Origin of the sequence: Nostoc paludosum FACHB-159, assembly GCF_014698835.1 — a bacterium.
Lineage (GTDB): Bacteria > Cyanobacteriota > Cyanobacteriia > Cyanobacteriales > Nostocaceae > Nostoc > Nostoc paludosum.
Map to the genome: position 1 here is coordinate 121,053 of NZ_JACJTU010000013.1, position 26,967 is coordinate 148,019.

At 41.1% G+C, this 26,967-nt stretch carries 34 protein-coding genes; 16 read left to right on the forward strand and 18 right to left on the reverse strand.

The genetic code is table 11. From position 1 onward, the window contains the following. Positions 1–103: 103 nt before the first annotated feature. Positions 104–763, reverse strand: a complete 660-nt coding sequence (locus tag H6H03_RS15555) for a Nif11-like leader peptide family natural product precursor (RefSeq protein WP_190955991.1) — start codon at positions 761–763, stop codon at positions 104–106. Positions 764–1,046: 283 nt separating this feature from the next. Between H6H03_RS15555 and H6H03_RS15560 the strand changes: the two genes are divergently transcribed. The 4 genes from H6H03_RS15560 (at position 1,047) to H6H03_RS15575 (ending at position 2,400) form a co-directional block, all read left to right on the forward strand. Continuing rightward, on the forward strand, positions 1,047–1,364 hold the full coding sequence (locus tag H6H03_RS15560) for a hypothetical protein (protein ID WP_190955992.1): 318 nt from the start codon (positions 1,047–1,049) through the stop codon (positions 1,362–1,364). Beyond that, positions 1,361–1,723 (forward strand): aspartyl protease, encoded by a 363-nt coding sequence (locus tag H6H03_RS15565; protein WP_190955993.1) that lies wholly within the window; start codon positions 1,361–1,363, stop codon positions 1,721–1,723. The genes H6H03_RS15560 and H6H03_RS15565 overlap by 4 nt, the downstream gene beginning before the upstream one ends. Positions 1,724–1,834: 111 nt before the next feature. Continuing rightward, positions 1,835–2,101, forward strand: coding sequence for a ribbon-helix-helix domain-containing protein (locus H6H03_RS15570; RefSeq protein WP_190955994.1), 267 nt, complete (start codon positions 1,835–1,837; stop codon positions 2,099–2,101). Continuing rightward, entirely contained in the window at positions 2,098–2,400 is a 303-nt protein-coding gene (locus H6H03_RS15575; protein WP_190955995.1) for a type II toxin-antitoxin system RelE/ParE family toxin, read from the forward strand. Before H6H03_RS15570 ends, H6H03_RS15575 begins: the two co-directional genes overlap by 4 nt. A gap of 31 nt (positions 2,401–2,431) precedes the next feature. On the opposite strand, the gene H6H03_RS15580 is transcribed toward H6H03_RS15575, so the two are convergent. The 3 genes from H6H03_RS15580 to H6H03_RS15590 form a co-directional block, all read right to left on the reverse strand. Continuing rightward, a complete protein-coding gene (locus tag H6H03_RS15580; protein WP_190955996.1) occupies positions 2,432–3,892 on the reverse strand; it encodes a DUF1802 family protein in 1,461 nt (486 codons plus the stop codon). Positions 3,893–3,988: 96 nt separating this feature from the next. Beyond that, a complete protein-coding gene (locus H6H03_RS15585) occupies positions 3,989–5,800 on the reverse strand; it encodes a P-loop NTPase fold protein (RefSeq protein WP_190955997.1) in 1,812 nt (603 codons plus the stop codon). Between the two features lie 122 nt (positions 5,801–5,922). Further along, a complete protein-coding gene (locus H6H03_RS15590; protein WP_190955998.1) occupies positions 5,923–6,582 on the reverse strand; it encodes a hypothetical protein in 660 nt (219 codons plus the stop codon). A 337-nt stretch (positions 6,583–6,919) separates the two neighbouring features. On the opposite strand from H6H03_RS15590, the gene H6H03_RS15595 reads away from it, so the two are divergent. Beyond that, positions 6,920–7,408, forward strand: a complete 489-nt coding sequence (locus H6H03_RS15595; RefSeq protein ID WP_190955999.1) for a hypothetical protein — start codon at positions 6,920–6,922, stop codon at positions 7,406–7,408. A gap of 76 nt (positions 7,409–7,484) precedes the next feature. Next, on the forward strand, positions 7,485–7,874 hold the full coding sequence (locus tag H6H03_RS15600; protein WP_190956000.1) for a translation initiation factor: 390 nt from the start codon (positions 7,485–7,487) through the stop codon (positions 7,872–7,874). Positions 7,875–8,002: 128 nt separating this feature from the next. Here the strand turns inward: H6H03_RS15600 and mdh are convergent, their stop codons facing one another. The 4 genes from mdh to H6H03_RS15620 form a co-directional block, all read right to left on the reverse strand. Next, entirely contained in the window at positions 8,003–8,977 is a 975-nt protein-coding gene (mdh, locus tag H6H03_RS15605) for a malate dehydrogenase (RefSeq protein ID WP_190956001.1), read from the reverse strand. Positions 8,978–9,258: 281 nt separating this feature from the next. After that, positions 9,259–9,474 carry an NAD(P)H-quinone oxidoreductase subunit O gene (gene ndhO / locus H6H03_RS15610; RefSeq protein ID WP_190956002.1) on the reverse strand — a complete coding sequence of 72 codons (216 nt, stop codon included), beginning with the start codon at positions 9,472–9,474 and terminating at the stop codon, positions 9,259–9,261. Between the two features lie 151 nt (positions 9,475–9,625). Continuing rightward, on the reverse strand, positions 9,626–10,501 hold the full coding sequence (locus H6H03_RS15615; RefSeq protein WP_190956003.1) for a DNA-formamidopyrimidine glycosylase: 876 nt from the start codon (positions 10,499–10,501) through the stop codon (positions 9,626–9,628). 254 nt (positions 10,502–10,755) lie between these two features. Further along, the gene (locus H6H03_RS15620) at positions 10,756–10,968 is read right to left on the reverse strand and encodes a photosystem I reaction center subunit IV (RefSeq protein WP_096536781.1); all 213 of its coding nucleotides are present in this window, start codon (positions 10,966–10,968) and stop codon (positions 10,756–10,758) included. Between the two features lie 120 nt (positions 10,969–11,088). Here H6H03_RS15620 and H6H03_RS41315 point away from each other — a divergent pair, with 120 nt between their 5' ends. Further along, the gene (locus H6H03_RS41315) at positions 11,089–11,220 is read left to right on the forward strand and encodes a hypothetical protein (protein ID WP_277926153.1); all 132 of its coding nucleotides are present in this window, start codon (positions 11,089–11,091) and stop codon (positions 11,218–11,220) included. A gap of 76 nt (positions 11,221–11,296) precedes the next feature. On the opposite strand, the gene H6H03_RS15625 is transcribed toward H6H03_RS41315, so the two are convergent. Next, the gene (locus H6H03_RS15625) at positions 11,297–11,881 is read right to left on the reverse strand and encodes a PAP/fibrillin family protein (RefSeq protein ID WP_190956004.1); all 585 of its coding nucleotides are present in this window, start codon (positions 11,879–11,881) and stop codon (positions 11,297–11,299) included. Positions 11,882–12,122: 241 nt separating this feature from the next. Here H6H03_RS15625 and H6H03_RS15630 point away from each other — a divergent pair, with 241 nt between their 5' ends. Both H6H03_RS15630 and mraY read left to right on the forward strand, forming a co-directional pair. Continuing rightward, positions 12,123–12,362 (forward strand): DUF3134 domain-containing protein, encoded by a 240-nt coding sequence (locus tag H6H03_RS15630; protein ID WP_190956005.1) that lies wholly within the window; start codon positions 12,123–12,125, stop codon positions 12,360–12,362. Positions 12,363–12,441: 79 nt separating this feature from the next. Continuing rightward, positions 12,442–13,545, forward strand: coding sequence for a phospho-N-acetylmuramoyl-pentapeptide-transferase (mraY, locus tag H6H03_RS15635; protein ID WP_190956006.1), 1,104 nt, complete (start codon positions 12,442–12,444; stop codon positions 13,543–13,545). Positions 13,546–13,679: 134 nt separating this feature from the next. Here the strand turns inward: mraY and H6H03_RS15640 are convergent, their stop codons facing one another. The 6 genes from H6H03_RS15640 to H6H03_RS15665 form a co-directional block, all read right to left on the reverse strand. Next, on the reverse strand, positions 13,680–13,913 hold the full coding sequence (locus H6H03_RS15640; RefSeq protein ID WP_190956007.1) for a hypothetical protein: 234 nt from the start codon (positions 13,911–13,913) through the stop codon (positions 13,680–13,682). Next, complete coding sequence (locus H6H03_RS15645; RefSeq protein ID WP_313931851.1) at positions 13,913–14,530, reverse strand: EF-hand domain-containing protein; 618 nt, start codon at positions 14,528–14,530, stop codon at positions 13,913–13,915. Before H6H03_RS15645 ends, H6H03_RS15640 begins: the two co-directional genes overlap by 1 nt. A 551-nt stretch (positions 14,531–15,081) precedes the next feature. Then, positions 15,082–15,585 carry a MogA/MoaB family molybdenum cofactor biosynthesis protein gene (locus H6H03_RS15650; protein ID WP_190956058.1) on the reverse strand — a complete coding sequence of 168 codons (504 nt, stop codon included), beginning with the start codon at positions 15,583–15,585 and terminating at the stop codon, positions 15,082–15,084. Between the two features lie 155 nt (positions 15,586–15,740). Continuing rightward, entirely contained in the window at positions 15,741–16,082 is a 342-nt protein-coding gene (gene psb28 / locus H6H03_RS15655; RefSeq protein ID WP_190956008.1) for a photosystem II reaction center protein Psb28, read from the reverse strand. A gap of 107 nt (positions 16,083–16,189) precedes the next feature. Next, the gene (gene dtd, locus H6H03_RS15660; protein ID WP_190956009.1) at positions 16,190–16,642 is read right to left on the reverse strand and encodes a D-aminoacyl-tRNA deacylase; all 453 of its coding nucleotides are present in this window, start codon (positions 16,640–16,642) and stop codon (positions 16,190–16,192) included. Between the two features lie 208 nt (positions 16,643–16,850). Beyond that, positions 16,851–17,963, reverse strand: a complete 1,113-nt coding sequence (locus H6H03_RS15665; protein ID WP_190956010.1) for a CobW family GTP-binding protein — start codon at positions 17,961–17,963, stop codon at positions 16,851–16,853. A gap of 135 nt (positions 17,964–18,098) precedes the next feature. Between H6H03_RS15665 and cysS the strand changes: the two genes are divergently transcribed. The 6 genes from cysS to H6H03_RS15695 all read left to right on the forward strand — a co-directional run bounded on the left by cysS (position 18,099) and on the right by H6H03_RS15695 (position 23,610). Further along, a complete protein-coding gene (gene cysS, locus H6H03_RS15670; RefSeq protein ID WP_190956011.1) occupies positions 18,099–19,574 on the forward strand; it encodes a cysteine--tRNA ligase in 1,476 nt (491 codons plus the stop codon). A gap of 97 nt (positions 19,575–19,671) precedes the next feature. After that, on the forward strand, positions 19,672–21,111 hold the full coding sequence (locus tag H6H03_RS15675) for a TldD/PmbA family protein (protein WP_190956059.1): 1,440 nt from the start codon (positions 19,672–19,674) through the stop codon (positions 21,109–21,111). A gap of 119 nt (positions 21,112–21,230) precedes the next feature. After that, the gene (locus H6H03_RS15680) at positions 21,231–22,577 is read left to right on the forward strand and encodes a TldD/PmbA family protein (protein WP_190956012.1); all 1,347 of its coding nucleotides are present in this window, start codon (positions 21,231–21,233) and stop codon (positions 22,575–22,577) included. Between the two features lie 162 nt (positions 22,578–22,739). After that, positions 22,740–22,997 carry a BolA family protein gene (locus H6H03_RS15685; RefSeq protein WP_190956013.1) on the forward strand — a complete coding sequence of 86 codons (258 nt, stop codon included), beginning with the start codon at positions 22,740–22,742 and terminating at the stop codon, positions 22,995–22,997. Between the two features lie 131 nt (positions 22,998–23,128). Beyond that, entirely contained in the window at positions 23,129–23,452 is a 324-nt protein-coding gene (gene grxD, locus H6H03_RS15690) for a Grx4 family monothiol glutaredoxin (protein WP_190956014.1), read from the forward strand. Positions 23,453–23,463: 11 nt separating this feature from the next. Then, positions 23,464–23,610, forward strand: a complete 147-nt coding sequence (locus H6H03_RS15695; protein ID WP_190956015.1) for a hypothetical protein — start codon at positions 23,464–23,466, stop codon at positions 23,608–23,610. 120 nt (positions 23,611–23,730) lie between these two features. On the opposite strand, the gene H6H03_RS15700 is transcribed toward H6H03_RS15695, so the two are convergent. After that, the gene (locus H6H03_RS15700) at positions 23,731–23,979 is read right to left on the reverse strand and encodes a DUF6761 family protein (RefSeq protein WP_073641169.1); all 249 of its coding nucleotides are present in this window, start codon (positions 23,977–23,979) and stop codon (positions 23,731–23,733) included. A 581-nt stretch (positions 23,980–24,560) separates the two neighbouring features. On the opposite strand from H6H03_RS15700, the gene H6H03_RS15705 reads away from it, so the two are divergent. Beyond that, positions 24,561–25,331: a response regulator transcription factor gene (locus tag H6H03_RS15705; protein ID WP_190956016.1), complete on the forward strand. Its 771-nt coding sequence runs from the start codon at positions 24,561–24,563 to the stop codon at positions 25,329–25,331. A 114-nt stretch (positions 25,332–25,445) separates the two neighbouring features. Here the strand turns inward: H6H03_RS15705 and H6H03_RS15710 are convergent, their stop codons facing one another. Both H6H03_RS15710 and H6H03_RS15715 read right to left on the reverse strand, forming a co-directional pair. Further along, complete coding sequence (locus H6H03_RS15710; protein WP_190956017.1) at positions 25,446–26,225, reverse strand: ABC transporter ATP-binding protein; 780 nt, start codon at positions 26,223–26,225, stop codon at positions 25,446–25,448. 164 nt (positions 26,226–26,389) lie between these two features. Beyond that, on the reverse strand, positions 26,390–26,947 hold the full coding sequence (locus tag H6H03_RS15715; protein ID WP_190956018.1) for a hypothetical protein: 558 nt from the start codon (positions 26,945–26,947) through the stop codon (positions 26,390–26,392). Positions 26,948–26,967 lie beyond the last annotated feature (20 nt).

Below are 26,967 nucleotides of genomic sequence, written 5' to 3' on the forward strand. Positions count from 1 at the left end.
GATAATTGTTGTATCTGCAACAATTTTTTATTGTGAAGCATTCTAGATAGAAGATATATCTTCAGTCTAGGATGCTTTATTGTATAATGGAAAACTCATTATTTTAATTATGAATTGCCATTAGGCGTTGGTTAAAGTAGCTCTTGGGTAAGAAACAGCGATCGGGTAAAAAAGGATTGTTGATATTTTGAGACAAAAAAGTACTTGGCTTATCTATATGACAAAATGGCGCTACAATTCCCCAGTCTTCTGCCAGCCAAATCCAGTATCCTGTTTCAATCCTGCCGTAATTTGATACCGTTAAAATCTCACCAACACTATTGTTAATTGATACTAATTCCGATGACGATTTAATTTCAGTCAATAGCCAAGCTAATTCATCTACAGAAAAGTAATAGCTATTCTCCGCAGCTATGTTGACAAAATGCTGTGGACTTTTAGCAGTAAGCAATTGCTCTTTAAGAGACGGCGTTTTTTGTGCCAAATCAAAAAGATCCCAAATCTGTTTTCTAGTGATTAAAAACCACGCAAGCTCCTCTGCTGTGAGATTGTAACCATTCTCTGTTGCTAACTTAAGAAATGGCTCAAGACTATCAGTTTCTCCTAGCCGATATTTGAGTACGAAAGTCTGCTCAACCAATGACAAAAAATCAATAATCTTTTGCCATGTAACTCTGTTAAAATTTTTGTGAACTTTTATTCTCTCTTTCCAATAATTATATTTATCTTCTTGAAGAAAAAAGTTCCAAATTTGATAATACATGACTCATTTTTCCTAAGTCTTAAACTTGCTAGTGAATTTTAATTAGTGAATACCAGTGTAGTAAGTATAAGAAGACTCTTCGACAGTATTTAGTTGACTATCTGTTGTAAATGAAAATACACAGTAGCTAAGTATAAGATTTTTGTAAAGTTTATCACTATAAATTACAATTACTGAGAAAAAATTCAACATAGCGATGCTTAGATTCGGCATCCTTCGTTGTTAGTTCCCATAATATAAAGTTAAAGAAAGTTAAAGCAGCATCAAGAGGTAGGGTTAAACCATGACGGAATCAACTGCAAAACAACCCGCACGCCGGGGTAGAATCTTTCCAGAACGTACTTTACCACCAGAAGAACTTGCTAGACGGAAAGCGGAACGCGAAGTATTTCATCAGCGTTGTCGCGCAATATTCGAGCGTGTGTGTCCAGAATATATCGAAGAACACTATGGCTGGTATATTGCAGTGGAACCAGATAGTGGAGATTATTTCATTGATGAAGATATAGAAGTAGCTAGTCAGAAAGCACGCGATCGACACCCAAATGCTGTACATTGTATTTTTTGCCTGAATGAGACTGGAGCCACTGGTACAATATGATTCAGGGTATCTTTGGTAATAATGGTCAGTTATTTTTTGAAATTGATTTGATTACATCTGATGGATTAAATCTGCCTGTGGATGCCATGTTAGATACTGGGTTCACAGGCTTTTTAGCTATTAATAAACAAGATTTAGATGCTCTAGATTGGGAATTTATTCGTGACCAAGAATTACTAACTGCACAGGGTGAAAAAATTTTTGATGTCTATTTAGGTAATGTGCAATTAAATGGACAAGAGTATCAGATTCTAGCTTTTGCAGGCGATGAAATTACAGAAATTTTATTAGGTTCAGAATGGCTAAAGATTCTGCCGTTGGTCGTGAATTATCAAGCTGGTATCTTAACTTGGGGATAGCTCCTATGTCTTAGGATAAGACGCTATTAAGATTAAATTGCTATTCAAATTATCTTAGTTGAAATGCTGTTATAACAAGATTAAAGCTGTCAATCAATTGGAAGTGAAATCATGAATATTCAAATTAAACCTGAATTAGAGCAAATTATCCAAGCGCAAATTGCTACAGGGAGATATGCAAATCCTGAAGAAGTGATTAGTAAAGCATTGAAATTGCTATTAGAGTGGGAAAAAGGTTATCAGCAATGGGTTGAAGAAACGCGGGAAAAAGTTGAGGTCGCTATTGAACAACTAGATAAAGGGCAAGGTATTGATGGAGAGGTTGTAGTTGAACAATTGCGAGAAAAACTGCGTCAAGCGAGAGAAGCTCAAGGATGAAGCGACATATTATTTCTCCAGAAGCAAGTCAGGATTTATCAGAAATTATTGACTATTTTGTAACTAAAAATATTAATGCTGGCGAGAGTTTTGTTGAAAAGTTTGACAAAAAGTGTAGATATTTAGCTAGTTTCCCAAATATGGGGCGCAGCTACGAAAATATTAAAGTTAATTTGCGAGGTGTTCCTTTAGATGGCTACATTATTCTTTATCGGGTTATAGATAATGGAATTGAAATCGTCCGTGTAGTTAGCGGTTATCGAAATATAGAATCTTTATTTGCCGAACCAGATGAATAAATTGGTCTTTTTTTGGCAATCATACACTAGTTTATTTTAGATGAATAGGTAAATCACGCAGAAAGTAAAAGCGATCGCCCTTCCAATCACTACCTTTAATTCTTCCTAAATAGCCTGTTAATGGCGAAGAAAGTTCTATCAAAATTTCGTATAATTCTTTATCTTTTAAAGACTCAGGTGGATTGTCATAAATATATGCAACAAGAAGGGCATCTACTCCAACATTTACATCATCTGTTTTCTCTAGATGCTTTTTGACAAGCTGGATAATGTGCGATCGCAACTTAATCACTTTCTCTACTTTATCAATATATTCATCAATTTTATAGTCAATTTGCCCTGGTTCTAGATATTGCTGTAATTCAACTAAATTAATAGCACCTGGATATTTTGCTTTCAATTCAACGAGCTTTTGTAAAGTCATAGCATTAATAATACTTACTTCCCATTCTTTAGCGGCTTTTAGTGTATCTGGAGATGGATTACCAGGGCCAATTACTAACTTAGCTGAAGTTAGTAGTTGAGTTTTTCCTAAGTGCATCCCACCAAGTTTTAGTAATTCCTCAACAGTTCGACTCGGAATCAGCTTACCCGCCTTACACTCACAAATAATAGGGTAAGGTTTTGAACAATATAAATCTAAGCCTCCAGCACCACCTTTGTAAGCATTTTCAACTTTGAAGCCTAAAAACTCTAGACTTTGACGTGCGATATTTTCAAAATCTGTACCAGCTTGGTAGTTGCTTTTTTTCTCATCTTGTTCGATGCTGCGATCGCCTAATTTTGCGATATCATTTATCCAAGCTAAATTTGCATTGGGTTGCTTAATTAACTTTTCACTACTCCAACCTAAAAATACTTTGATATCATCGTCTAATTGTTTCGCTGCTGGTTGGCTAATGATTAGAGATGCGATCGCACTTTGTAATTCTTCAAGTTCAGGATGTAGTGGTGGCTGTCGATTTTCTAGTTGGCGTTTGCGTTGAGCGAAGGTGCGATCTTCTAATACGGGTGTGACTTCGGAAATAGTTAAAGGTTCTGCTAAGTAAACAAACTGGCTGTTTACCTTTATAGAGAGTGTAATTACTTTGGGTAAGTGATATACCCGTAAGTATAACAAAAAAATATTATGTCTTTGCGTTAATATTTCTTGTAAAGCTTCTGTAGTCCAAATTGTTAGCCGTGATAAAGCAGACAATGATTCAGTATTATCTAGAGGTTCACACTTTTCACATCTTACCCAGGCTCTAACTGATATAGTTTCAGCACTTACTTGGGCAAGAATAGTTTTAGCAGTAGTCAAGAAATTTGATTGATAGTACTGGTCAACTGGCAGTATATTAATTGAACCATCGCTTGGATAAAGGGCAAATTGACGCTCTGGAACGATATAATTTTTGCACATAGCGACAATTACTCGTCCTTGAATTAATGCCTCAATATCTGGTGCAGGCAAGCAAATAGCAGTATTAATGACAACAGAATTATTCATTATTGCTGAAAAATTCAAATATTGCGACTAAAAAAATAAGTCTACTTCTACGGGGTTGGTTTCTTTAGCTCAAGCTTTTAATTTAAGGTAAATTTTTTAAATATCTTCATCAATAGCATCTTCAGGAATTTGCCCAGACGGATCGCTGAGAATTTCACGTATGAGATTATTATCAAGTAGTATTCGATTTTGTAGAGCAAAATCAATGATTTCTGCTTCAGTTAATTCATAATCATTTCTGGCCTTCATAACATAATTAATGGCTAAAAGTGGCTTAATTTCTTCACTTTTTAATAATACCCATTCGCCACCTAGATGACGTGACAAAAGTGCATCTAAATATTGTTTAGCTTTAGTACCACTACTAATTTTTTTAGAACGAACTAAGCAGCCACGAGTTAAATCAAACTCTTGGTATTCAATTAAGCGTTTTAATCCAGCTTGGAGAAATCTACCGCTAACTCCTTCAAGAACAGAGACTCCAATTTTGACAACATTGCCGTTTTCCTGACCAACAATTTTAAAATTTATATATCCTTGGTCTGCACTACGAGCTTTAACATCTAAAATTTCTATAATTTGGACATTTTCTAAAGTTTGTCCAACTAGAGTAGAAAAGCTAAATTGCAGTGCATTAGCGACTTTTTTGTTATCCTCAATCTCATCTTTTATCTTATTGTTAAGAGCCGCTATTTCATTATTGTAAGCAGATTCTACTGGATGCTTAGGCGGTGTTGGAGGTATTATTATAGTTGGAACGCTCCAGTTTTCTTTACACCACTGCAATACTTTTCTTACCATTGGTCTTTCCTTTCCCAGTTCTTTCAGTTTCTCTTCATCAAAAGGATAAACTGAATAAGGCGGTGTTACTTCCTGTTGGTTATAAAAGTCTTTTAACCACTGGGAAACTAAGGCAATAACATCTTCAGATTTGAGATAAGTTAACTCAATAGTTCTTTGAGCGATCCGATCTGTAACTGATTCTGCCTCTTTTAAAGCTCTTATTTGATCAGTCCAGGTTTGAGGAAACATCGCTGTTATAAAAACACCGCGTTTAATCTTATCGTATAAATCTTTCGCTAAAATAGCAGTAACTTGTGATGCTGTGAATCCGGCATCATTACACATAAGAATACTTTCTAATTCATCAAAACAAATGACTATTGGTTTGTAATCACTAATCAAGTCAAGAATTTGACGAACTGTGCTGAAAGCTTGGGCTTCTCTATCCTGAGCGCTGGAGTTTGCTAAACCTAGTGCATCAGCTCTTGATTGTGGTAGTTCTTGACCAGCAAGCCAGTTTATAGCGTAACGCTCCTCAGATGGATTAGAAGAAAGTGTCCATAAAATCGCAGCAATAATGTCAGGGTTTTCAATATCATGCTTAATTCCCAAGACTTTATCAGTCCAATGCTCAACTACCTTGGAATTTACTCTTAAAACTTCAGAAAAGTGACGAACCATCTCATCAGGTGTGAAAGCTTTGTTGTAAGCTTCATTGAAAATAGCAGTTGCTAATTCCCGCCACTGGCTCATTCCTTGGCTACCGATGTGTTTGAGGCTATTTGCTAAATTTCGTAAAAATTCACCTTTAATTCGATTTAAATCGTTAATCTCGCTTGTATAAACAAATAAAGCACTACCATCAGCCTGAAGTTGGTGACGAATTCGACTGATAAGATGGCTTTTACCTAGTCCTCTTTCAGCCTTGATCGTAATGCCTATGACTGGCTGTTGTTTGGTGCGAACTCTTTCAATCGCATCAAAAACAGCATCCGAGGCATGGGCATTTAAGGAGGGAACGTCAGGAAAACCTGTGACCCAAATATCTTGACTTCTAACTACTAAAGGTCTGTCAAATGGGTTGTGATTTTTAATGGCATTAATTAGGCCGTTGTCGTTAGACATTGATCTAGAGTGAGGTGAATTTTGGATTTTGGATACTAGATTTTGGATTGCTCATTATTTGTAGCTGCACAACATCTAAAATTGACGTTTGAGAGAGTGTGAAGAGCAACCTAAAAATTGATTTATGAGTTTAAACGCTTGGCGTAGCAGCGTAACCCACTTACTGGGGTAGTTATGGAATCTTCCAATTTGTCCGAATCGCTGTCTGACAAGCTACCGCCTTGGAGTTGCAAAATGTCCTTCTCTTGCATTTCTAATAGCCACTTATTGAAATCTTCACGACTAACCCGATCGCCTATTTCTCTCCTAATCCGATAAATTGGCACTAAATCATCTAAGTTGTAGTTTTGGTTCAGCTTGTCGTAAACTTCCAACGCCGCAGATTTAAACTCGTCGTAAGATGCGATCGCCCCACTCTTCCCATTGACTCTTACATCTGCACTAGCTACCACAATGCCTTTTTCACGAATCCACTTCACCAAGGCATTCGCCGCCCAAGTTCCGACAATCGTCCCTTCAAACTTAAAATCACCACTCCTCAAACCCTCACCCAATACCTCTAATCCCTTGGGAGATATCAGAGAGTACCCCTTTTTGGAAATTGCGATCGCTCCTTGGTTCTCTAATTCCTTAAATACATTCTGATAATCTGCTAATTTTTGTTTTTTCGATACAATTCGCTTAGTAAATTTACCTTTCTTAACTTCTTGCTGTATTCCTCCTAAATCCCATAAAGCCAAAAGCAGACGAGTTTTTACTTGGATCGTGTTTTTTAATGCCATGTTGTGTGCTTTTTTTGACAAAAGTATTTATGCTAGCTGTATCTTTTTAAGTAATTTAGCACAAAAAAATAACCGAGAAATTGCTGAATATTTTTATGTTTACAGGAAAGAAATTCATCAAAAATCAACAAAATATTTCGTTGGGATGAAGTGAGTTTCCCTCAAAGGCAAGATGTAATATTCAATAAAATTGCTCATTATATTAATGAAATGCTGTAGTTGTGCTGTTGTAAATCAGCAGTAAATGTTTTTGTAATTCCAGGTAAACTAACAGGAACTCTAACTCTGTTGCTACAACAGCAAGGCTTTTAGTAAACGTAGATGATGATGAGATCCGATGATTACAATATTTAAAGAACGTAAAGTAGTTTCACGTTTGCTGGCTGTTTTGCTTTCGGCATTGCTAACAGTGCCATTGCTGAGTAGCTGCGGAGGCGGTTCCCGAAGTGCCAATGTGCCACCACCAGTTGATGATAGCGTTGGTAGAACAGTGAGCGATCGCAGCACCCAACCCGAAGTTAAAAAGGGCTTGTCTGGCGGTCAAAAAGTGGCGATTTTGGCAGGTGCAGCAGCACTTTACTACCTTTACAACCAGCATAAAAATGCTCCCCAAGAAGGAGCGCAAGGTAAGTACTATCTTTCTAAAAACGGTCGTGTATACTACCGCGATGCTGAACATCGCGCTCACTGGGTAACTCCACCATCAGAAGGAATTCGAGTACCGGAATCTGAGGCGCGACAGTACCAGGATTTCCAAGGTTATAACGGACGCTCCACAGGTCGCGACCTAAGTAACTTAGTTTCATTAGCAGCACCGGGACTTTAGATCGGCAAGGCCTGTTCCGAGAGGATAACGCCGATCGCCGATGTCGGAAACACGAATTTAAATCAGGAGATAAATCATGGTAGATGACTTTTTGCGAAAGGCGAAAGATTTCCTCTTGGGGTCAAACCGCGACCAAGCTGAAATAGATCGATATGGCGATCGCGATGTCCGTCCAGCTAGCGAAGACCCCTACGGCGACCCCGCAGACCCAGCATCATACGGAAATGTTCGCCCAGCTAGCGAAGACCCCTACGGCGACCCCGCAGACATCGCATCTTACGGCGATGTTCGCCCAGCCAGCGAAGACCCCTACGGCGACCCCGCAGATATCGCATCTTACGGTAACGTCCGCCCAGCTAGCGAAGATCCCTACGGTGACCCCGCAGATATAGGATCTTACGGCGATGTTCGCCCAGCCAGCGAAGACCCCTATGGCGACCCCGCAGACCAGGATTACCGCCGTTAACAGAAAACTAATATTTTATGAAACTGCCCACACGTTTTATGCGTGGGCAGTTTCATAGTACTTTTAGTAAAGACATTTAATCCAAAATCCTTCGGCTGAGCGTAGCCGAAGTCCAAAATTGCCATCACCTAATTATTAGCCAAAATTTCCTGCGATCGCTCAATATTTTTCCGTACAGATTGAGCCGAAGTATGCAAAGCCTCTCTTTCTCCATCAGTGAGATTTAATTCCAACACACTTTCAATCCCACTGCATCCCAACCGACAGGGAACGCCAATCACAACATCTTCTAAACCGTATTCACCTTGAAGATAAGCCGCCGCTGGTAACAATCTCGATTGATTTAATAAAATTGATTCCACCATCACACTAGTAGCCGATGCAGGAGCAAAAAAAGCGCCACCCGTCTGCATTAATTCCACAATTTCAGCACCGCCATTGCGAGTTCTTTCCACCAAACGTGCAATTGTAGCTGTATCCAGCAATTCTGTGATGGGAATGCCGTTAACAGTAGCATAACGAGACAAAGGCACCATTAAATCGCCGTGGCTACCCAGTACCATTGCTTTGACATCAGCGGGTAAAACTCCTAATTCCAGGGCAATGAAGGTTTCAAAACGGGCAGAATCCAACACACCAGCCATACCCATAATTCGACTGCGTGGTAAACCAGTTGCTTGCCAAGCCAAATAAGTCATCACATCCAAAGGATTAGTAACGACAATAAAAATGGCATTGGGAGAATAGGCGATCGCATTCTTAGCCGCTTCGACTACAATCTTGGCATTAGTTTTCAGCAAATCATCCCGACTCATACCTGTTTTTCGGGGAATTCCTGCCGTAATCACCACAATTTGCGAACCAGATGTATCAGCATAATTATTTGTGCCAATAATCTGACGATTATGTAATTCAATTCCCCTAGCCTCAACTAAATCCAGCGCTAGACCTTGGGGCATTCCTAGAATGATATCTAGCAAAACTACATCTGCTAAGTTTTTCTCAGCAATGCGTTGGGCTAAAGTACTGCCAACCCTACCCGCACCAACAATGGTGACACGGGGTAAATTACACACAATCGGGGAGTTAGAAGAAAAAGACATAAATAAAAGAAGAATACAGGATTCAGAATTCAGAATTCAGAATCAATTGGTTTAAAGTAGCACCCACCAATAATTCTAGACCACCAAATTAAAAATTTAGTAACGAATTTAAACCGGTTTATTCATCCATCACTCACACAAAATTCAATTGCAGAACTCTGACCCCTGACTCGTGAATTCCGTTTTATTATGCAATTAATTTCAATAATAGTTTAGAATCCAGAAGACAGAATGAATGCTCAATTTTGACTTCTGAATTCTGAATTCTAAACTCTTTTTTCTTATTTAAACTCTTCGAGTTGATCTACACGTAACCAAATATTTGGCGTTGGCACTTTCCCAAACTTAACAAGTGCATAATCACCTTTAAGGTCTACAATTTCGCCCTTAGAGTCGAATAAATAGGAAGGAAAGCGAGTATCACTAGCTTTTGCTTCTAGACTGTTTTCTAGTTTTTCCCGGACGGCGCGAACCATATCGCCTTTTTTAACTGCCATGAGTTCCCCTCTCAAATTTGTAACTTGTTTTATCTGCATTCTAGAAGACTTAGAACTCACAAGTCACATTTTAAGCTCTAAAAACTCTCTACTCTTGTACAGACGCGATGAATTGCGTCTCCCGTACAAACGCGATTCATCGCGTCTCTACCTACCCCCTTTGACACTCAGGACAAAAGTGACTCGATCGCCCAGCAAGCCTAGTCCGCATAATAGGCGTATCACAAACTCGACAAGGTTCTCCAGCGCGGTTATAAACCCAAGCTACGCCTCCGTAGTTGCCATTAACGCCCTTAACATTGAGAAAATTACTAAAAGTTGTACCACCAGCCTCAATACTCGTTTCTAAGACCTGAATTATCGCTGTTCGTAAATTCTCGATTTGCTTTAGCTTTAAATCGGTACACAACGTTTCAGGTAAAATTCCGCTCTTAAATAGTGCTTCATCAGCGTAAATATTACCCAACCCAGCCACCACCGACTGATCCAATAATGCAGTTTTAATGGGACGGCGACGCTTTTGGAGTTTACTTGCTAGATAGTCAACGCTGAATTCATCTGAAAATGGGTCGGCTGCCAATTTTGCCAAACCCGTTATCACACTTTCTACAGGAATACCAGGCGGAACCCACCACATTTGTCCAAAAGTGCGTTGATCGACAAACCGTAATTCTTGCCGATCGCCAAAGAATAATCTGACTCGCGTGTGCTTATGTAAAGGTTCATCTCGATCCACCCACAATAGTTGACCAGTCATCCGCAGATGAACCCCTAGCCAACTGGTTGAGGAGGGAGATGAGGAGGTGAGTTCAGCTACGAGATATTTGCCGCGACGATGCCAAATAGCGATGGCTGCGCCAACCCCTCCGGGGTACGCACTGTTTTTAATTCCATCAATAAACTCACCGACAGAAAACGGGTAGGCGATGGTGCGATCGAGCAACACATCTCCACCCGTAATTTTTTGATTGAGGGTCAATTGATTTAGACCCTTTCGGACTGTTTCAACTTCAGGCAGTTCAGGCATTTAAGCTGATTAAGCGAGCAAAGTTTAGTATATTCGGGGACTAAGCAAACAAAGATGACAAAGTATGTAAACACCCGTAGGTGGCTTTACCATACTACTCTAAACAGAAACCGTAAATACCCGCAGGGCGGCTTCTTATAGATTAGGGTAGGCTAAGAGCAAGGATGAAAGAACTGAAAGTTTCATATTTCAGATTTCATACTTGAGGCTTCCCTTCATCATCCCATTAAGCAATCCCCTTGTGGGTTTGCTGCTTATTTTTTCGCCTTAGCCTTTGGTGCTTCGACTTCTAATAGTTCGTCTTGAGCAAAGTTGTTGGTATTAATACCGGAGTAGTTTACCTTTTCAAAACGGACAATTACTGGGTATTTGATGCCGCTTTGATCGATAGAAGCCACGGTTCCTACATCTTGAAACCAGTAGGATTCAGGGCGGAGAATACGTACTTTAGAGCCACGTTGAACCATGATTACTTTCCCTTTTAGTTATCAATTGCCAATTTAGAGGGCTAATTGATTTCACTCTACAACCTGAAGGTCGCAGCAAGAGCCTTTGTTAAGTTATTTGTCTGAATTAGGTTGTAGGGTATGGAAAATTGGGCATTGGCCAAACAGGGCATTGGGCATGGGGCATGGGGCATTGGGCATTGGGAGTTAGGGAAAGGTGGGGTGAAATTCTCTCCTCATTTCCCCAGCCACCGATCCCCAGTCACCAGTTGAAAATAGTGTTTAACCCTCCTTGACAAAGTTCTCGTTATAACGTACCTTCGTTCGCGAACAGTATTTTTGCATAAGCTTATGTTTTACTCAATACGAACACACTTCCCTCGTTACCTCTCCCGATTCGCAAATCGTTATCTATATAAGTAATATCTAACCAGCCTTGCTGTTGATTGTTGTTTATAGCAAAATCAATTGCCGGAAATTTTCTACCTGCTTCAATTTGTTGGATAAAAGTTCCCGGAGAATTGTATTCTATTAAACGTTGTAAGCCGATAATAGACCGCTCAAATTTTACTTCGACGCGTCGATGTGAAACTGGTTGAAATTTTGCAGCAACGCTGATTAATCCTTCTAAATAAGGTAAGCCGTAAATCTCTGCTATGTTGTAAACGCTGGTGGTTTCTACCCGGATACACTGATAGATTTGACCTAGTTTGCACAAAGGTAGACGATCTAAGTTTAAAAGAGCGTTGCTAGTGGTGTATAGTAATCGCCAATTGCCATCTAGCAATTCCTTAGCTTCCACCGGACGTGGTGTAGGATTAAAGTCTTCTAAGTTAGCGATCGCTGCTAAGATGGCCTGTTTCTGTGTTTGGGTCGCCAACAGACCGCGATTTGTACCAGCGATTGCATCAATAAGAGCCGTTTTTCCGAGCATAGTCTGTAACCTCAAAAATCACTCTCTTTTCATCAGCATAAACAAGTTATTCATAACCTATGTGTAAAGCCAAAAAAATTACTAATAACCACTTTCCGTAAACCATAAGCCTATTAAATAAAAATTTCTATCTCAATGCGGATTTATCAACTCAAGGGTTGAAAGGATAACTAAATTAATCCGTGTCAAGTGATAGACTCTAAATGTCAAGTTACGTAAACCTTTTGTTGTCTTCGTCGATATGTTGAACTCTCCATTACGTGAGGAACCTCGTAATCAACGAGCCGATGTCATCCCCCTAAAGCAAGAATCTTCCCTCCTAGATTGGTTACAAACTAACGGTCGTCTCATAGCGCGAGACGTTCACGAACCCGATTTTCAAGATGACGAAGAAGAAATAGACTCCTTAATGGGCGTAGAAGACGGAATTGGCGATTACGACCTTGATGATGACGACGATATCGGTATCGCTGAAGATTAAAAATTTGTCTTGAGGAACTTGGTAATATGCCTCGTTTCTGGTATTTACTTTTGTAAGTGTGGAGTGAAGGGAAAATTCTGTGGACGCTAAATTATCTCCTGAGCAAGGATTAAACATTTCTGGAATCGCTCTAGCCTCTTTATTAGCCGTGGGGTTAGGCACAACCGCATTTTTCTTGGATTGGATGGCAAATCGGTTACCTTGGCAAGCTATGTCGCTAACCCTGCCACTATTGTTGTCTGCGCTGGCTTCAGGTATCATGGGCTATTTGGTAATACCTGTACTACAAGCACTCAAAACCGGACAAATAATCCGCGAGGATGGGCCCCAAGCTCATCTGAAAAAGGCAGGGACTCCCACAATGGGCGGTATATTTTTTGTTCCTGTAGCTGTGATACTTGCCTGTGTATTGTCTAATTTTGCGACAGAGGTGCTTGCAGTTTCAGCATTAACAATCAGCTATGGATTGATTGGCTGGCTCGACGATTGGCAAATTCTCCGCCGTAAGTCAAATAAAGGTATATCCCCCCGGATGAAACTGGCTTTACAAGTAAGTTTTGCGGTGGTGTTTTGTTTATGGCTGATGTTTAATCAACCTTCTAATATTACAAATATAGCTTTGCCTTGGGTTAGCTTTACACTACCCTTAGGATTTTTATTCTGGCCTGTAGCAGGTTTTGTGCTAGTTGCAGAAAGTAATGCTACTAATTTAACTGATGGTATTGATGGCTTAGCAGGCGGAACAGTTGCGATCGCTCTTTTAGCCTTGGGCGCCCTAATAGCACCCACAGCACCGGGCTTGATGGTTTTCTGTGCAGCTTTAAGTGGTGGTTGCTTAGGTTTCTTAGCCCATAACCGCAACCCAGCCCGCGTTTTTATGGGAGATACTGGTTCTTTAGCACTGGGAGGAGCTTTAGCGGCTGTAGCATTGTTAACAAATAGCTTAGTAGCCCTGTTCATTCTCAGTGGTATCTTCTTCGTAGAAACTCTGTCTGTGATGGCACAAGTAAGTTACTACAAAGCCACTAAAGGCCCCGATGGCAAAGGCAAGCGTCTTTTCAAAATGGCACCCCTACACCATCATTTAGAGCTAACAGGCTGGTCAGAATTGCAAGTAGTTGGAGTGTTTTATATCATCGCTGCGATTTTAGCTGTTATTTGTTTAGCGATCGCTCCATTCTAAAAATTGTTGAAAAACTAATTTAAAAAAAAACCCTCGAAGCTTCGGGGTTTTTTTTATTTGGAATCAAGTGAATAATTTTACATGGAATTTGAATGGAATTAAGACAAAGCGACACTAAATCTTGAGGTTTATTTTCAGGATGCTGCAACTGTATTTAACAATGCGCTATCCATGACTTTTCCCAATCCTGACCACTCAATTAGAGAAAGATGAATTATGCTCAACCCTGGAAAACTGGATTTTGCTTGGGTTAAAGCTGGGACATTCTCTACTAGTAATTGGTCAAGGAAGAAGACAATATAATTCAAAGCACAAGCACCCCAATGCACGCAAAAATAAAGGGAATCCGCCAAAATCATGGCGTGCATTACTCCACAGAACCCCAAAACCAGTTGCCTACAGCACCGGGTTCTTTTTCAGTTAGAAATTCTCTCTTAGCAGAAACAAACTCTTCTTTAGAGAGGATACCGTCTTTATCGATATCAAGCTTGGAGAAAACAAAAGCTGATTTTTCAGCATCTAAGTCAAACACACTGAAGAAGAGACGATGCTCTTGTTGTGATATGTGACCATCACTGTCTAAATCAAGAATGTCAAACAAAGTCTCTATTAAAGGGTCGTTGTAATCTGGATTTGAAACCGCTTTCTCTATGCCCTGACAAAATTCTTCTGGACTTACCTTACCATCTCCATCCAAATCCGCTTTAGACCAAAAATTCTCCCAAACATCAAGCCACTTAAACAATAAATCTTTGTGAATCTCTGAACCAAGGTCTGCGCCACGGATTTTGGCGAACCTCTGAGCAAAAATCTCAGCATCTTCTTTCCCAATGAAGCCAGAATTATCGGCATCCAGACAGTAAAAGTGATGCAGTAACTTTTTTCTATGATATTCGCTTAACAATGCTTTTCCCTTTTGCTTACCAAACGTACTTACATTACCACAACAGTACGTAGTATTTATTTTGATAAATACCAGTAACACCGCGAGAAGCCATCGCCCAGCCTTACTTAAGAAATTTTACCACAGCGATGTCTGCGACGGGCTACGCCAACGCCTTTACAACACCATCATTCCACCTCAGAACAAGAAACGACTAGCTCGAAACTAAAACGTTGTCACTTCAAACAAGAACATTCTCACTTGAAATAGAAATATTCTCGTTTGAGGCAGGAACATTCTCACTTGAAATAGAAATGTTCTCGTTTGAAACAGGAACATTCTCACTTGAAATAGAAATGTTCTCATTTGAAACAGGAACATTCTCACTTAGAACAGGAACGTTCTCGTTGGGAACAGGAAACTTGGAGTTTAGAACACGGAACTTGGAGATAAAAGCTAGATTGATGAGGTTGGGAACTTGAATTTTACTGTTGTGAGTTGAGGCGATCGCCTAAATCTGTAACTAGCAACTTGGGTTATTAGGATGCTCCACACCTAACCGTTGCTCTAAAATGTCTACAACGTCAGTGATACAGGCTCCATAGCTTTACCAATAATTACGCGATTATACTTAAATATTCACCAGTCTAACTCTATTTCCGCATTTGACTTACTAAATGAGCCAGTTCCGGTAAAATCAGTTTTTCCATACCCAACCGCACAGCATTACTGGAACCAGGAAGCGAGAAGATTAATTTATTTTGATAAATACCAGCAACGGCGCGAGAAGCGATCGCCCGCGAACCAATTTCTTGATAACTTAAAAAACGAAATAACTCACCAAATCCCGGCAAGGTTTTCTCTAGTAACTGCTCAATTGCATCATAGGTAGTATCTCTCGGTGCAATACCTGTACCACCATTAAAAATTACAGCATCCAAATTTGCAGTTTTACCGAGATTTTCTATCTGCTCTTGAATTTGTGTTGGCTCATCTTTAATAATCGCATAGGCTCCTACAGCATGGTTGGCAGCAATGAGTAACTGCTGAATTAGCTGACCACTTTTGTCTGTTTCGGGCGTGCGTGTATCGCTGACTGTGACCACGGCACAAGTCAGTGTGATTCCAGATGAGTCTGGGTGGGGTTGTTGTGTCATGGGGAGATGGGGAGATGGGGAGACGCTCTGACGCTCTGACGCGGGGAGATGAGGAGATAGGGAAGTGTGGGGAGTGTGGGAGGATGGGAAAGAAATCTTTCCCATCCTCCCACACTCCCTGTTTGCCCTATGCCCCATGCCCTATGCCCTATGTCCTATCCTTGATTTTTACTGAGTCCAAGACCGTTTTCATCGCCATATCGCTGCATGAAGCGCATAAAGCGATCCCATTCTTCGGGGGATTTCATAATGTAAACTGCTTCTAATCCTTCTGGTCTCCCGTTAACAAATTTAGCCTTAACTTCACGGGTGATGATTTCGCCTTCTTCGTCAATCAGGTACATCCCGGTGATGTCGTCGGTGCCGCCTTGGTCTAAAATCTTGGGATTTTCAAAAATAAATGTTGCCGTGCCAGTTTCACCACTGCGTCCTCGCGTCAAACGCACGTCTGGAACTACTTCTTCGTCAACACCTCTAGCAAACTGTATTTTCGCCATGATAAATGAATTTAAACTTTTGCGATCGTTAGTTTAATATTCTCTCATCAATTAGAACCCCACAGTCTAGAGGCGGCTGTGATTCATATTTTTATTAGTGTATATACTTATACTGCTTCTTTTTCAAGTAACAAAGTTACTGGGCCATCGTTTTCAATGGAAACTTGCATCATTGCACCGAATTGGCCAGTTTCTACGTGCAAACTGCTGGCTCTTAACCTGGTAACAAAACGATTATATAAATCTTCTGCTGATTGAGGAGCGGCTGAGCGGTCAAAAGAAGGGCGACGACCTTTGCGACAATCACCGTACAGGGTAAACTGACTAACTACCAACAACTCACCGCCAATTTCTTGCACGGATTTTTGCCAACGTTCGTCTCCTTGTTCAGCAGGAAACAGCCGCAATTCTAAGCACTTATGCACCATCCAGTCGAGTTCAGCATCAGTATCGGTATTAGCAATGCCTACAAGTAAATTGAGTCCCCGCCCGATTTTACCAATGATTTCGCCGTTAACGATAACTTGAGATGATTTAACTCGCTGGATGATAACGCGCATAAGAAGTCAGGAGTTGAGATGAGAAAATGCGATCGCTAAGCTGCCTTTGCATTTAACTGTGATTTTCATCGAGTAAAATCGATGACGGAACCAGTAAAAATACATTCCCAGGCAAAACCTGGGAACAAGTACACAATTTTAACTCCTAATTCTTGTACAGACGTGATTAATCCTCTAGTACAGACAAGGGTTAATCATGTCTCTACTTTTATTTTCCAAACCCTTTACCGCGACTATTAGAAGGTAGGCAAATGCAGTTTTCTATTTGAGTGATTAAAGTTTCACGATCCAGATTTTGACCAATCAGCACTAGTTGGTTTTTGGGTTGACCTTGCCAATCATCATCATCCAAGGTGAAGCGTTTACCACAAAGGTGGAAAATATGACGCTTCGGACTTTCATCAAACCACATAATCCCCTTGGCGCGGAAAATATTCGAGGGTAGCTGGTTATCTAAGAAATACTGAAACTTCCTAATAGAAAAAGGTTTGTCACTCTGGAAAGATATAGAAGTAAAGCCATCATTTTCTAAATGGTCAGAGTGATGGTGATGGTGTTCATGTTCATGGTCATGGTCGTGATGGTCATGACCGCATGTTGAGTGGTCGTGGTCGTGGTCGTGATGGTGATGGTCGTGATGTTCGTGTTCATCCACCACTGTGTCAAAATATTTATCAGACTCAAACAGACCGACACTGAGAATTAACGGAAGTGGCACTTGCGATCGCGTGGTACGGAGAATTCTTGCTCCTTCCTTAACTTCGTTAATTTTCGTCTCTAATTCATTCAAAGTAGCTTCATCAACTAAATCTGTCTTGTTCAAGACAATTACATCACCATAGGCAATCTGGCTGTATGCTGCTTGAGAATTAAATAAATCTAAACTGTAATTCGCCGCATCTACTACAGTGATAATCGAATCTAAGCGAGTTAAATCCCGCAATTCTGTACCCAAAAATGTTAGGGCTACTGGTAGCGGATCTGCTAGACCAGTGGTTTCTACTACTAGGTAATCTAGATTTTCTTGGCGTTCTAAAACTTTGTAAACTGCATCTACTAAATCATTATTAATAGTGCAGCAGATACAACCGTTATTTAGTTCCACCATGTTCTCACCAGTGGAAACGATTAGCTCATTGTCGATGCCAATTTCGCCAAATTCATTGACTAAAACAGCGGTCTTTAAACCCTGTTGGTTGTTGAGGATATGATTAAGTAAAGTCGTTTTGCCACTACCAAGGAAACCCGTAATAATTGTTACTGGCATTCCTTGTTTGGGTGTATCCATTGCCTGAGATTCGGAAGTAGCTGCTGATTGCATAGCGCTGTTATCAAAAAATCAAAAATAGTAATGTAGCGCAGATAGTCCAGAAAACACTAGCATAGGGATGCTGGACTGTCATCCCAGTTGCTTACTTTATTATTGCGTATCTCTCTATTTCAGCATTAGTTGATTATGACCCTAACCCTTTACAATACCCTCACCCGTCGTCAAGAACCGTTTGAAACAGTCGAACCAGGCAAGGTTAAGATGTATTACTGCGGCGTGACGGTATATGATTATTGCCATTTGGGTCATGCCAGAGCTTGCATCGTTTGGGACGTAGTACGCCGATACCTACAGTTTATCGGCTATGAAGTACGTTATATTCAAAATTTTACTGATATTGATGACAAAATTCTCAATCGAGCGTGTGTTGAGCATTCATCAATGGAAGCCGTAGCCGATCGCTTCATCAAAGCATATTTTGAGGACATGGCACGGTTGGGAATCAAAGAAGCTGATGAATATCCCCGTGCTACTCACACAATGAATGGAATTTTGCGGTTAATTCACGATTTAGAAAATAAAGGCTTTGCTTACCCCGCTGACGGCGATGTGTATTATGCAGTACGACGGTTTTCTGAGTACGGCAAACTTTCCGGACGCAGGTTAGAAGATATGCAAGCCGGAGCTAGCGATCGCGTCAACGTAGAAGATCCAGAATATCAGAAAAAGAAAGACCCCTTTGATTTTGCTCTGTGGAAAGCAGCAAAACCGGGAGAACCGGCTTGGAAGTCACCGTGGGGTGCAGGTCGTCCAGGGTGGCACATTGAATGCTCAGCAATGGTGCGCGATCGCTTGGGCGATACCATAGATATTCACGCTGGCGGTGCTGACTTAATTTTTCCCCACCACGAAAACGAAATTGCCCAATCTGAGGCTGTCACAGGAAAACCCCTAGCGCATTACTGGTTACATAACGGTATGGTAAAAGTTGATGGCGAAAAAATGTCCAAATCCTTGGGCAACTTTATCACCATCCGAGAATTGCTAGATCGAGGAGTTGACCCGATGGCGGTGCGTTTATTAGTGCTGACAGCCCAATATCGCACACCCATAGATTTTACCGACGAAGCGATCGCAGATAAAACAAACGCTTGGCAAACTCTCAAAGCAGGCTTACTTTTCGGCTACCAATACGGCAAACAACTAGGCTGGGAAGTAGAAAAAGCAGAAAATTCCCTAATCGAAAATCCAAAATCTAAAATCCAAAATTCATACATTGAGCGCTTCCAACAACTCGTTAATGATGACTTTAATTTTCCTGGTGGCTTAACAGTGCTGTTTGAATTGGCAAAAGAACTCCACCGTGAAGGAAATATTCTTGTGCATCAAGGAAAAACCGAAACACCAGCTTTGGAGTTACAACGCCAATGGCAAACACTCGTCACCTTGGCTGGAGTATTGGGTTTAGAAGCCAAGCCAGAAATAGAAACTTCGACAACAGAAGGTTTAAGCGATGCCGAAATTGAAGCTAAAATTCAGCAAAGACAAGCAGCACGTCAAGCCAGAGATTTTGCCGAAAGCGATCGCATTCGTAACGAACTGCAAGCACAAGGTATTACGCTAATTGATAGCCGTGAAGGCACGCGTTGGCATAGAAATTAAAGGGAGTGGGAGTAGGGAGATGGGGAGGTAAGCAAAATAACCAATGCCCCATGCCCTATGCCCTATGCCCCATTCCCCAATCCCCATTCCTAAAATTATGTTATCTGAACTCAAAAAAGCGATCGCTAGTTTCGATATTCCTGCTGATTGGATTGGTATCAGAGCCGTCAAAGAAACTTCCACTAATCGTTTAGTCCGTGACGCCTTACCCCAAGCCAACGGCAAATCCTTCACCGTAGGAGTCATGCTGGAAGTTCTGGTCAATGGTTGTTTAGGTTATGCAGCTACTAATTCCCTAGAGCTACCATCCCTACAAGCCGCTGCCCAAACAGCCTATAAACAGGCGCTAGCAGCTAGCGAATGGTGGATATATCCCTTCCGTGAAACTGAGCGTCCTAAAGTTGTTGGCGAATATAAATCTCCATTTATTGAGCCATTGGACACTTTAACTCCCGGAGAAATCAACGATTTACTGGTTCGCATTTGCCAAACCCTAAAAGTTGACGACAAAATTGTGCAAACCATCGCTGGCGTAAACACCAGCCAGAGGGAGTCTTGGTTTATTAGCAGCAATGGCTCAGAAGTCTATCAAAAATTTCTATTCATCGGCACTCATTACGGAGCCACAGCCCAAGATGGCGCAATCGTCCAGCAGCGCAGCCACAACGGCTCCCTAGCAAACTGTTATCAAGGTGGAATAGAACTTTTAAAACAAGAGAATTTACTGCATCAGGTACGGCAAATTGGCGAACAAGCAATAGAACTTTTAACAGCAGAAGAATGCCCAACCACCCGTACCAATTTAGTTTTAGCCCCAGACCAAATGATGTTGCAAATTCATGAAAGTGTCGGGCATCCGCTAGAAATTGACCGAATTTTGGGAGATGAACGTAATTATGCTGGGGGCAGTTTTGTAAACAAAAGTGATTTTGGCAAACTAGTATATGGTTCCCCATTGATGAATATTACCTTTGATCCCACTGTCCCTGGTGAATTTGCTAGCTATGGCTTTGATGATACTGGTGCTGTAGCAACACGAGAATATTTAATCAAAGAAGGAGTACTCCAACGGGGTTTGGGTAGCTTGGAGAGCCAAGCTAGAGCAGGTGTACCAGGAGTAGCTTGTGCCCGTGCTTCTTCGTGGAATCGACCAGCAATCGATCGTATGGCAAACTTGAATTTAGAGCCTCTAAACGCTAGTTTTGAAGACATGATTGGTGGCATAGAACATGGCGTTTACATGGAATCTAATCGCTCTTGGTCAATTGACGATCGCCGCTATAAATTCCAATTTGGTTGCGAATACGCCAAATTAATAGAAAATGGTAAATTTACCAAAACCCTCCGCAATCCGAACTATCGCGCCACAACACCAGAGTTTTGGCATAGCTTAATTAAAGTAGGAAATGCCAACAATTGGCAAATGTACGGTACTCCGTATTGTGGCAAAGGAGAACCAAATCAAGCTATTTGGGTAGGACACGCTTCGCCTGTTTGTGTATTCGCTAATGTCGAAGTTTTTGGTGGAGGAAATTGAAGAGGACGCGGGGACAGCCAGACATGGGTAAATTACTCTTTGCGTCCTCTTCCCTGCCTTCTCTATCTTTGTGCCAGCAAAGCTCCCATTTTTATATAATTTATTAATAGCTAATATCCATGAAAATTGAGGAATTATCTACTTTAGAATTCAGTTTTAATCAATTGGTTGAAACTCTGCTTATTAAAAAATCAGAAGATGAAGAATTTACTGTCAGACTCAGCAGTGAGCGCAGTCAATTTACTCGTTTTAATCATGCAAAAGTCCGACAAACAGGTTGCGTTGCAGATGGTTGGATAGAACTAACTTTGATGAAAGACGGGCGCAGTAGTTCTCGGCAATTTCCCTTTACTGGAAATTGGGAGAGAGATTGGCAGTTAGCCTATAGCGGCTTGCAAGAACTCCGAGATGAACTGATTCTATTACCCACCGACCCATATTTAGTTTTGCCCTCAGGAAATAATACTAGTCGAGAAATACATTCTGGAAATTTATTGCCAGAAGAAGCAGTAGTAACAACTGTTCTAGGACTAGTTTCCGAACTTGATTTTACTGGGATATACGCTGGCGGAGTTGTAATTAAAGCTTATGGTGATTCTAGCGGTCAAAAACATTGGTTTGTCACTGATTCTTTTACCTTAGATTATTCATTATTCATGACATCTGGGCAAGCAGTTAAAGGTACATTTGCAGGTAGTGATTGGGGTAAAAATGCATATATAGCTAAAATAAACGAAGCTAAAAAGCAACTAGAACTTCTTTCTCGTCCAGTCAAAGAATTACCAAGAGGAAAGTACAAAACTTATTTTGCGCCTGCTGCTGTTGCAGATTTATTAATGATGCTTTCTTGGGGTTCTGTAAGCGAAGCTGATATTCAACAAGGTAATAGTTCTTTAGCGGCTTTATGGCGTCAAGAAAAACAACTGTCTCCGAAATTCAGTTTAAAAGAAAACTTTCAACGGGGATTAGTACCTCGATTTAATGAATTAGGCGAAATAGCAGCGCTGGAGTTACCTATAATCGAAAAAGGATGCTTGGTAAATACTCTAGTAAATTCTCGGACTGCGAAGGAATATGGAAAAATTGCCAATGGTGCCAATGGCTCAGAAGCATTAAGATCGCCAGAAGTGAGTCCCGGTAATTTAGGATTTGAGCAGATTCTTCTAAGTTTAGATACAGGATTATATGTATCGAATTTGCATTACTTGAATTGGAGCGATCGCCAAACTGGTAGAATCACTGGTATGACCCGTTATGCTTGTTTTTGGGTAGAAAACGGCGAAATTATCGCCCCCATTGAAAACTTACGTTTTGATGAAAGCCTCTATCGCTTTTGGGGAGAAAACCTCATTGATTTAACTACTTTTCAAGAATTTATTCCCGAAGTCGGAACATATGAAAGTCGTCAATTAGGAGGTAGTTTAGTTCCCGGTATGTTAGTCAAAGATTTTACCTACACTCTGTAAAAGTGACTGGAGACTGGGGACTGGGGACTGGGAAAGATGAGGGAGATAAGAGAGATTATAAAAAAGTTTCCTACCCCTCCCAATCCCCAATCCCTAAACTTGGCATGGGCATTTGCTCTATATCTGCTAATAATAGAGGAGTAGGTTTTTTCAGGAATTGCGATGATTAGTCCGCAGCAGGTTGAGGCAATGATCGTGGCGGAACTGCCAGACGCCCAAGTTCAGGTGCAAGACTTGACTGGTGGCAACGACCACTATCAGGTCACAGTAGTTTCATCGCACTTTGCAGGTAAAGGACTAGTGCAACAACACCAATTAATTTATGGTGCGTTGCAACAAGCTATATCAAGTGAAGCGATTCACGCTTTGTCTCTAAAAACATATACTCCTGAAGCTTGGCAAGCAACATCAGCTTCGTAAATATCAAAGTTAGGAGTTATGAGTACAGACAAGGGTTAACTCTAGTCTGTACAAGAGTTAGGAGTGATAAATTTTTTACTCTTTACTCCTAATTCGTGATTGTTCAATGTAACATAGGAAACACGAATACCATGACACCAGAACTCAAAGAGAAAATCGATAAATTGGTAAAAGACAACAAGATTTTGGTTTTCATTAAGGGAACCAAGTTAATGCCCCAATGTGGTTTCTCCAACAATGTTGTGCAAATTCTGAATACTTTGGGAGTTCCTTTCGAGACAGTTGACATTCTCGCAGATAATGAAATCCGCCAAGGAATGAAGGAATACTCCAAGTGGCAGACATTTCCCCAAGTGTATATCGATGGTGAATTCGTTGGTGGTTCAGACATTATGATTGAACTCTACCAACAAGGTAAATTGCAGGAAAAGGTAGAAGTAGCACTAGCTTCATAAGGGCATTGGGCATGGGGCATTGGGCATTGGGCAAAGGGGAAAAGAAAGATCCCCTTTTACCTTTCCCCAAGGCGTTGCCATCTCCCCACTGCCCATTTCTAAAAGCCAAAAATCCCCTCAGTCGCATTGGCAAGACCAATACAGGGCTGAGGGGATAAGTTTTATCAATACAATATCTCCAAAATTTCACACCACAAGAACCCGTTGACCAATACAAATAATATGTTATAATTATCTGCGTTGATTTACGGTTACTATTAATGACCAAGCAAGCGGTATTAGTAGTAATCGGGCTGTGGCTGTGGTTGCGGCACTGCAAAGTTTGATGCATCGTACAAGTAGCGGCTGGCTTCCTCTTCTAGGCGATGAATCAGAAAGGGTTCAATGGTGTTGCCGTGTCGCAGTGCGGCTAGATATCCATCCAAATACATCCGCATATCATCCATACGATAACCGCGATTCCATAACTCGACGAAGGCGTCAGTGAGTCTTTGGTAATAGCGAATGGTTTGTGTGTCTTGGAGCATAACTGCTGTATTAATGTCTTTGGAATGAGAATTGTAAATGATTCACGTTCAAATGTGAAGTGTAATTTCACTTTGGTATCAATTAAAAATAAACATATGTCCTTCGGGTAGCACTCTCCTAGTAGCTACAAACTACTTTAATCGTATTCCAGAAAACAGCTATTTTACTTATCTGCTAAGGGATTTTTATGATTTTGCCTGCCAGCAGAGAGATTTTATTAGTGCTATATTCATGGATATAAGCACTAAATCTCTTCCTTAAGAATCACTTTTCCATGAGGCTGGAAAGCTTTTTTCTTAAGGATTAGCTATTCGGTTTATGGTTGCTGGATCTCATAGCTATCAAGAAACAGAATATTTAAGTTAGAAGAACTTGTGATAAGTTCGACAACTCTTTTTATAAGTTTAACAAAAATTTAAGAATATTTCTAATGCCCTTTTGTAAAGGAAAAATTAAAGATATTGGCGCTTTTTTTATGAGGAAATGTAAAGCTAATAGCAGTTGAAGTAACAAAGGCTACAAAACCTTAGACATGGGCTTGTTACTTTGAAAGTCATCGACGCTAAGGGGTCTTGCCACCGTGGGTTCGGTTTGTATAGAAATCATTGAAGGGAATCCCCATCTAAGGTCGTTGCTAGGTTGGCACTTGCAACAACTGGAATACCGGGTGCATCAAGCTGCCAGTATTTATCAAGCAAGGGAAGTATTTTTAAGCCATCAACCAACACTTGTGGTTTTGGATGCAGATCTTCCTGACGGTGACGGCATTGAATTTTGTCGTTGGTTGCATCGTCAGCAACAGCCTTTAATCTTAATGCTATCTGCCCGCAATAGTGAAGCTGATATTGTCGCAGGTTTAAAGGCAGGTGCAGATGATTACTTGAGCAAACCTTTTGGAATGCAAGAGTTTTTAGCACGGGTAGAGGCACTGATTCGCCGTAAGCGCACACCGACTGCACCAGCATATTTGGATTATGGTACTTTGCAAATCGATTTAGTTCAGCGCCGCGTCCGCTTCCAGGGAGAGTTCATTGACTTAACGCCCCAGGAATTCAGCTTATTATACGTTTTAGCACAAGCCGGGGGAGTGCCTCTGAGTAGGTCAGAATTGCTGCGTCGTGCTTGGCCTGATGCCATCGATAATCCTCGTACCATTGATACTCACGTTTTGTCGCTGCGGAAAAAGGTTGAACTCGATCCTCGACAACCTAGCTTGATTCAAACTATCCGCAATGTGGGATACCGTTTTAACATGGAAATTTTGAATAGTAACATTCCACAGTCACAAACAAAGTTAAGTAGAGAGAGATTTAGTAATCAACGTTCAACACTTAGTAGTAGTCAAGTGTGATACGGATTGGGGAGTGGGGAGATGGCAACGCCTTGGGGAAAGGGGAAAGGGCAAAGGTAAAAGGGAAAAGAGGATCTTTCTTTTCCCTCTTGCCCCATGCCCAATACCCAAAATCTAAAATTCAAAATCGTCTTGAGATTGTGCTTGAATCAGAGTTTTTCGTAATTCATCCCAGTTGATTTCAGAAACTCTTTGATTTGTCGATAAATGACCTTGCTGTAGGTGTAATAATCGAGTGCAAAACATCTGGGCTAAATCCAGTTGCTGATTTACCATCAAAATCGTGGTTTGATGGGTTTGACTCAATTGGATTAAGACTTGTATTAAATGGGAAGCTGCACCAGCATCTAGGGCAGAGGTTGGCTCGTCTAATAATAAAATTTTAGGCTGGATGAGCAAGGAACGAGCGATCGCTACTAATTGCCGTTGTCCCGCAGAAAGTTGCACCTCTGTTCGACCTAACCATTCATTGGGAATGTGCAGTTGTTCTGTCCAGTAATTGACTCGTTCTTCAATTACCTGTTTGGACAAACCACGCAAAATCAAAGGATAAGCCAAAGCTTGCCCAACTGTCATCCCTAACAGCTTTGATTCTTGCAATACAAGTGTCACTATCTGGCGTAGCTGGATGATGGGAATTTGGCGATACTCTTGATTTTCTATATAGATTTTGCCACTTGTGGGTTCAATGAGGCGGTTTATAAGGCGTAGTAACGAAGTTTTACCAGCGCCCACTGCGCCTACAATGGCTATGCGATCGCCCTGGAGTACCTCAAAGGAAATATCCTGCAATATGGGACATCCCTGCTGATTCCCTGAAGCTTGGCTTTTCAGCTTTGTAAGCAGATTAACTTGTTCTAGCCTGAGTGTGGCTCTTGTTGCGGCATTATTCAAGGGAACTGGGGAGTAGGGAGTGGAGAGTGGGGAGACTTGTACTCAGCGGAGCCGTTGGCGCAGCCTCTCGTAGAGAAGTATGGGGAGATGGGGAGATGAGGGGGATGAGTGAGAATAACTCTTAACTTTTAATACCCAATCACCAATCCCCAGTCCCCAATGCCCTATTTTATGGTTAAAGCTGTGGCGATCGCCCAGCCATCAACCAACAGTAACAACAGCGTGAATCCTAGTAAAATCGCATACATCCACGGTTGTGCTAAAGGACGAACATCTGTAGTCTCGATATTGGTCTTTGCTTGGACAATCTGCACCAAACGGGCAAATCCAGCTACACGCATTGGTAGTAGATAAGCTTTTCCATCTTGGCTGAGGAAATAATAAACTAGACCTCCTTGACCAGTAGTGCGAGGTTTTAATTCTTTGACTTCTGACCAAGGTAAAAACCAGCCTTTACGAAAAAAGCGAGGCACCCAACGGGGGTAAGTAACCTGAATTCCTTGTTCATCCACTAGGACTTGTTCGGTCAACACTGCGTACAAGGCAACTAAGCCGATGCTAATCCCTACCCATAATAATGCTGGTGGTATGGGTGCAGCTGTTACCTGTGATAGGAAAGGTAAGGGAACTGTGAGTGCTATGTATAGACTCAGCAGCGTTATCCGAATCAAAGGAGAAAGATTAAAAATAGAAGCTGAAGTATTGGCTGAATTTGCTGTCACGGCTCAATTACAATGCTTTT

Coding starts and splice junctions, on each gene's coding strand:
- H6H03_RS15555 (WP_190955991.1), bottom strand. CDS start 763: ATGTATTATCAAATTTGGAACTTTTTTCTTCAAGAAGATAAATATAAT.
- H6H03_RS15560 (WP_190955992.1), top strand. CDS start 1,047: ATGACGGAATCAACTGCAAAACAACCCGCACGCCGGGGTAGAATCTTT.
- H6H03_RS15565 (WP_190955993.1), top strand. CDS start 1,361: ATGATTCAGGGTATCTTTGGTAATAATGGTCAGTTATTTTTTGAAATT.
- H6H03_RS15570 (WP_190955994.1), top strand. CDS start 1,835: ATGAATATTCAAATTAAACCTGAATTAGAGCAAATTATCCAAGCGCAA.
- H6H03_RS15575 (WP_190955995.1), top strand. CDS start 2,098: ATGAAGCGACATATTATTTCTCCAGAAGCAAGTCAGGATTTATCAGAA.
- H6H03_RS15580 (WP_190955996.1), bottom strand. CDS start 3,892: ATGAATAATTCTGTTGTCATTAATACTGCTATTTGCTTGCCTGCACCA.
- H6H03_RS15585 (WP_190955997.1), bottom strand. CDS start 5,800: ATGTCTAACGACAACGGCCTAATTAATGCCATTAAAAATCACAACCCA.
- H6H03_RS15590 (WP_190955998.1), bottom strand. CDS start 6,582: ATGGCATTAAAAAACACGATCCAAGTAAAAACTCGTCTGCTTTTGGCT.
- H6H03_RS15595 (WP_190955999.1), top strand. CDS start 6,920: ATGATTACAATATTTAAAGAACGTAAAGTAGTTTCACGTTTGCTGGCT.
- H6H03_RS15600 (WP_190956000.1), top strand. CDS start 7,485: ATGGTAGATGACTTTTTGCGAAAGGCGAAAGATTTCCTCTTGGGGTCA.
- mdh (WP_190956001.1), bottom strand. CDS start 8,977: ATGTCTTTTTCTTCTAACTCCCCGATTGTGTGTAATTTACCCCGTGTC.
- ndhO (WP_190956002.1), bottom strand. CDS start 9,474: ATGGCAGTTAAAAAAGGCGATATGGTTCGCGCCGTCCGGGAAAAACTA.
- H6H03_RS15615 (WP_190956003.1), bottom strand. CDS start 10,501: ATGCCTGAACTGCCTGAAGTTGAAACAGTCCGAAAGGGTCTAAATCAA.
- H6H03_RS15620 (WP_096536781.1), bottom strand. CDS start 10,968: ATGGTTCAACGTGGCTCTAAAGTACGTATTCTCCGCCCTGAATCCTAC.
- H6H03_RS41315 (WP_277926153.1), top strand. CDS start 11,089: ATGGAAAATTGGGCATTGGCCAAACAGGGCATTGGGCATGGGGCATGG.
- H6H03_RS15625 (WP_190956004.1), bottom strand. CDS start 11,881: ATGCTCGGAAAAACGGCTCTTATTGATGCAATCGCTGGTACAAATCGC.
- H6H03_RS15630 (WP_190956005.1), top strand. CDS start 12,123: ATGTTGAACTCTCCATTACGTGAGGAACCTCGTAATCAACGAGCCGAT.
- H6H03_RS15640 (WP_190956007.1), bottom strand. CDS start 13,913: ATGCACGCCATGATTTTGGCGGATTCCCTTTATTTTTGCGTGCATTGG.
- H6H03_RS15650 (WP_190956058.1), bottom strand. CDS start 15,585: ATGACACAACAACCCCACCCAGACTCATCTGGAATCACACTGACTTGT.
- psb28 (WP_190956008.1), bottom strand. CDS start 16,082: ATGGCGAAAATACAGTTTGCTAGAGGTGTTGACGAAGAAGTAGTTCCA.
- dtd (WP_190956009.1), bottom strand. CDS start 16,642: ATGCGCGTTATCATCCAGCGAGTTAAATCATCTCAAGTTATCGTTAAC.
- H6H03_RS15665 (WP_190956010.1), bottom strand. CDS start 17,963: ATGCAATCAGCAGCTACTTCCGAATCTCAGGCAATGGATACACCCAAA.
- cysS (WP_190956011.1), top strand. CDS start 18,099: ATGACCCTAACCCTTTACAATACCCTCACCCGTCGTCAAGAACCGTTT.
- H6H03_RS15675 (WP_190956059.1), top strand. CDS start 19,672: ATGTTATCTGAACTCAAAAAAGCGATCGCTAGTTTCGATATTCCTGCT.
- H6H03_RS15680 (WP_190956012.1), top strand. CDS start 21,231: ATGAAAATTGAGGAATTATCTACTTTAGAATTCAGTTTTAATCAATTG.
- H6H03_RS15685 (WP_190956013.1), top strand. CDS start 22,740: ATGATTAGTCCGCAGCAGGTTGAGGCAATGATCGTGGCGGAACTGCCA.
- grxD (WP_190956014.1), top strand. CDS start 23,129: ATGACACCAGAACTCAAAGAGAAAATCGATAAATTGGTAAAAGACAAC.
- H6H03_RS15695 (WP_190956015.1), top strand. CDS start 23,464: ATGGGGCATTGGGCATTGGGCAAAGGGGAAAAGAAAGATCCCCTTTTA.
- H6H03_RS15700 (WP_073641169.1), bottom strand. CDS start 23,979: ATGCTCCAAGACACACAAACCATTCGCTATTACCAAAGACTCACTGAC.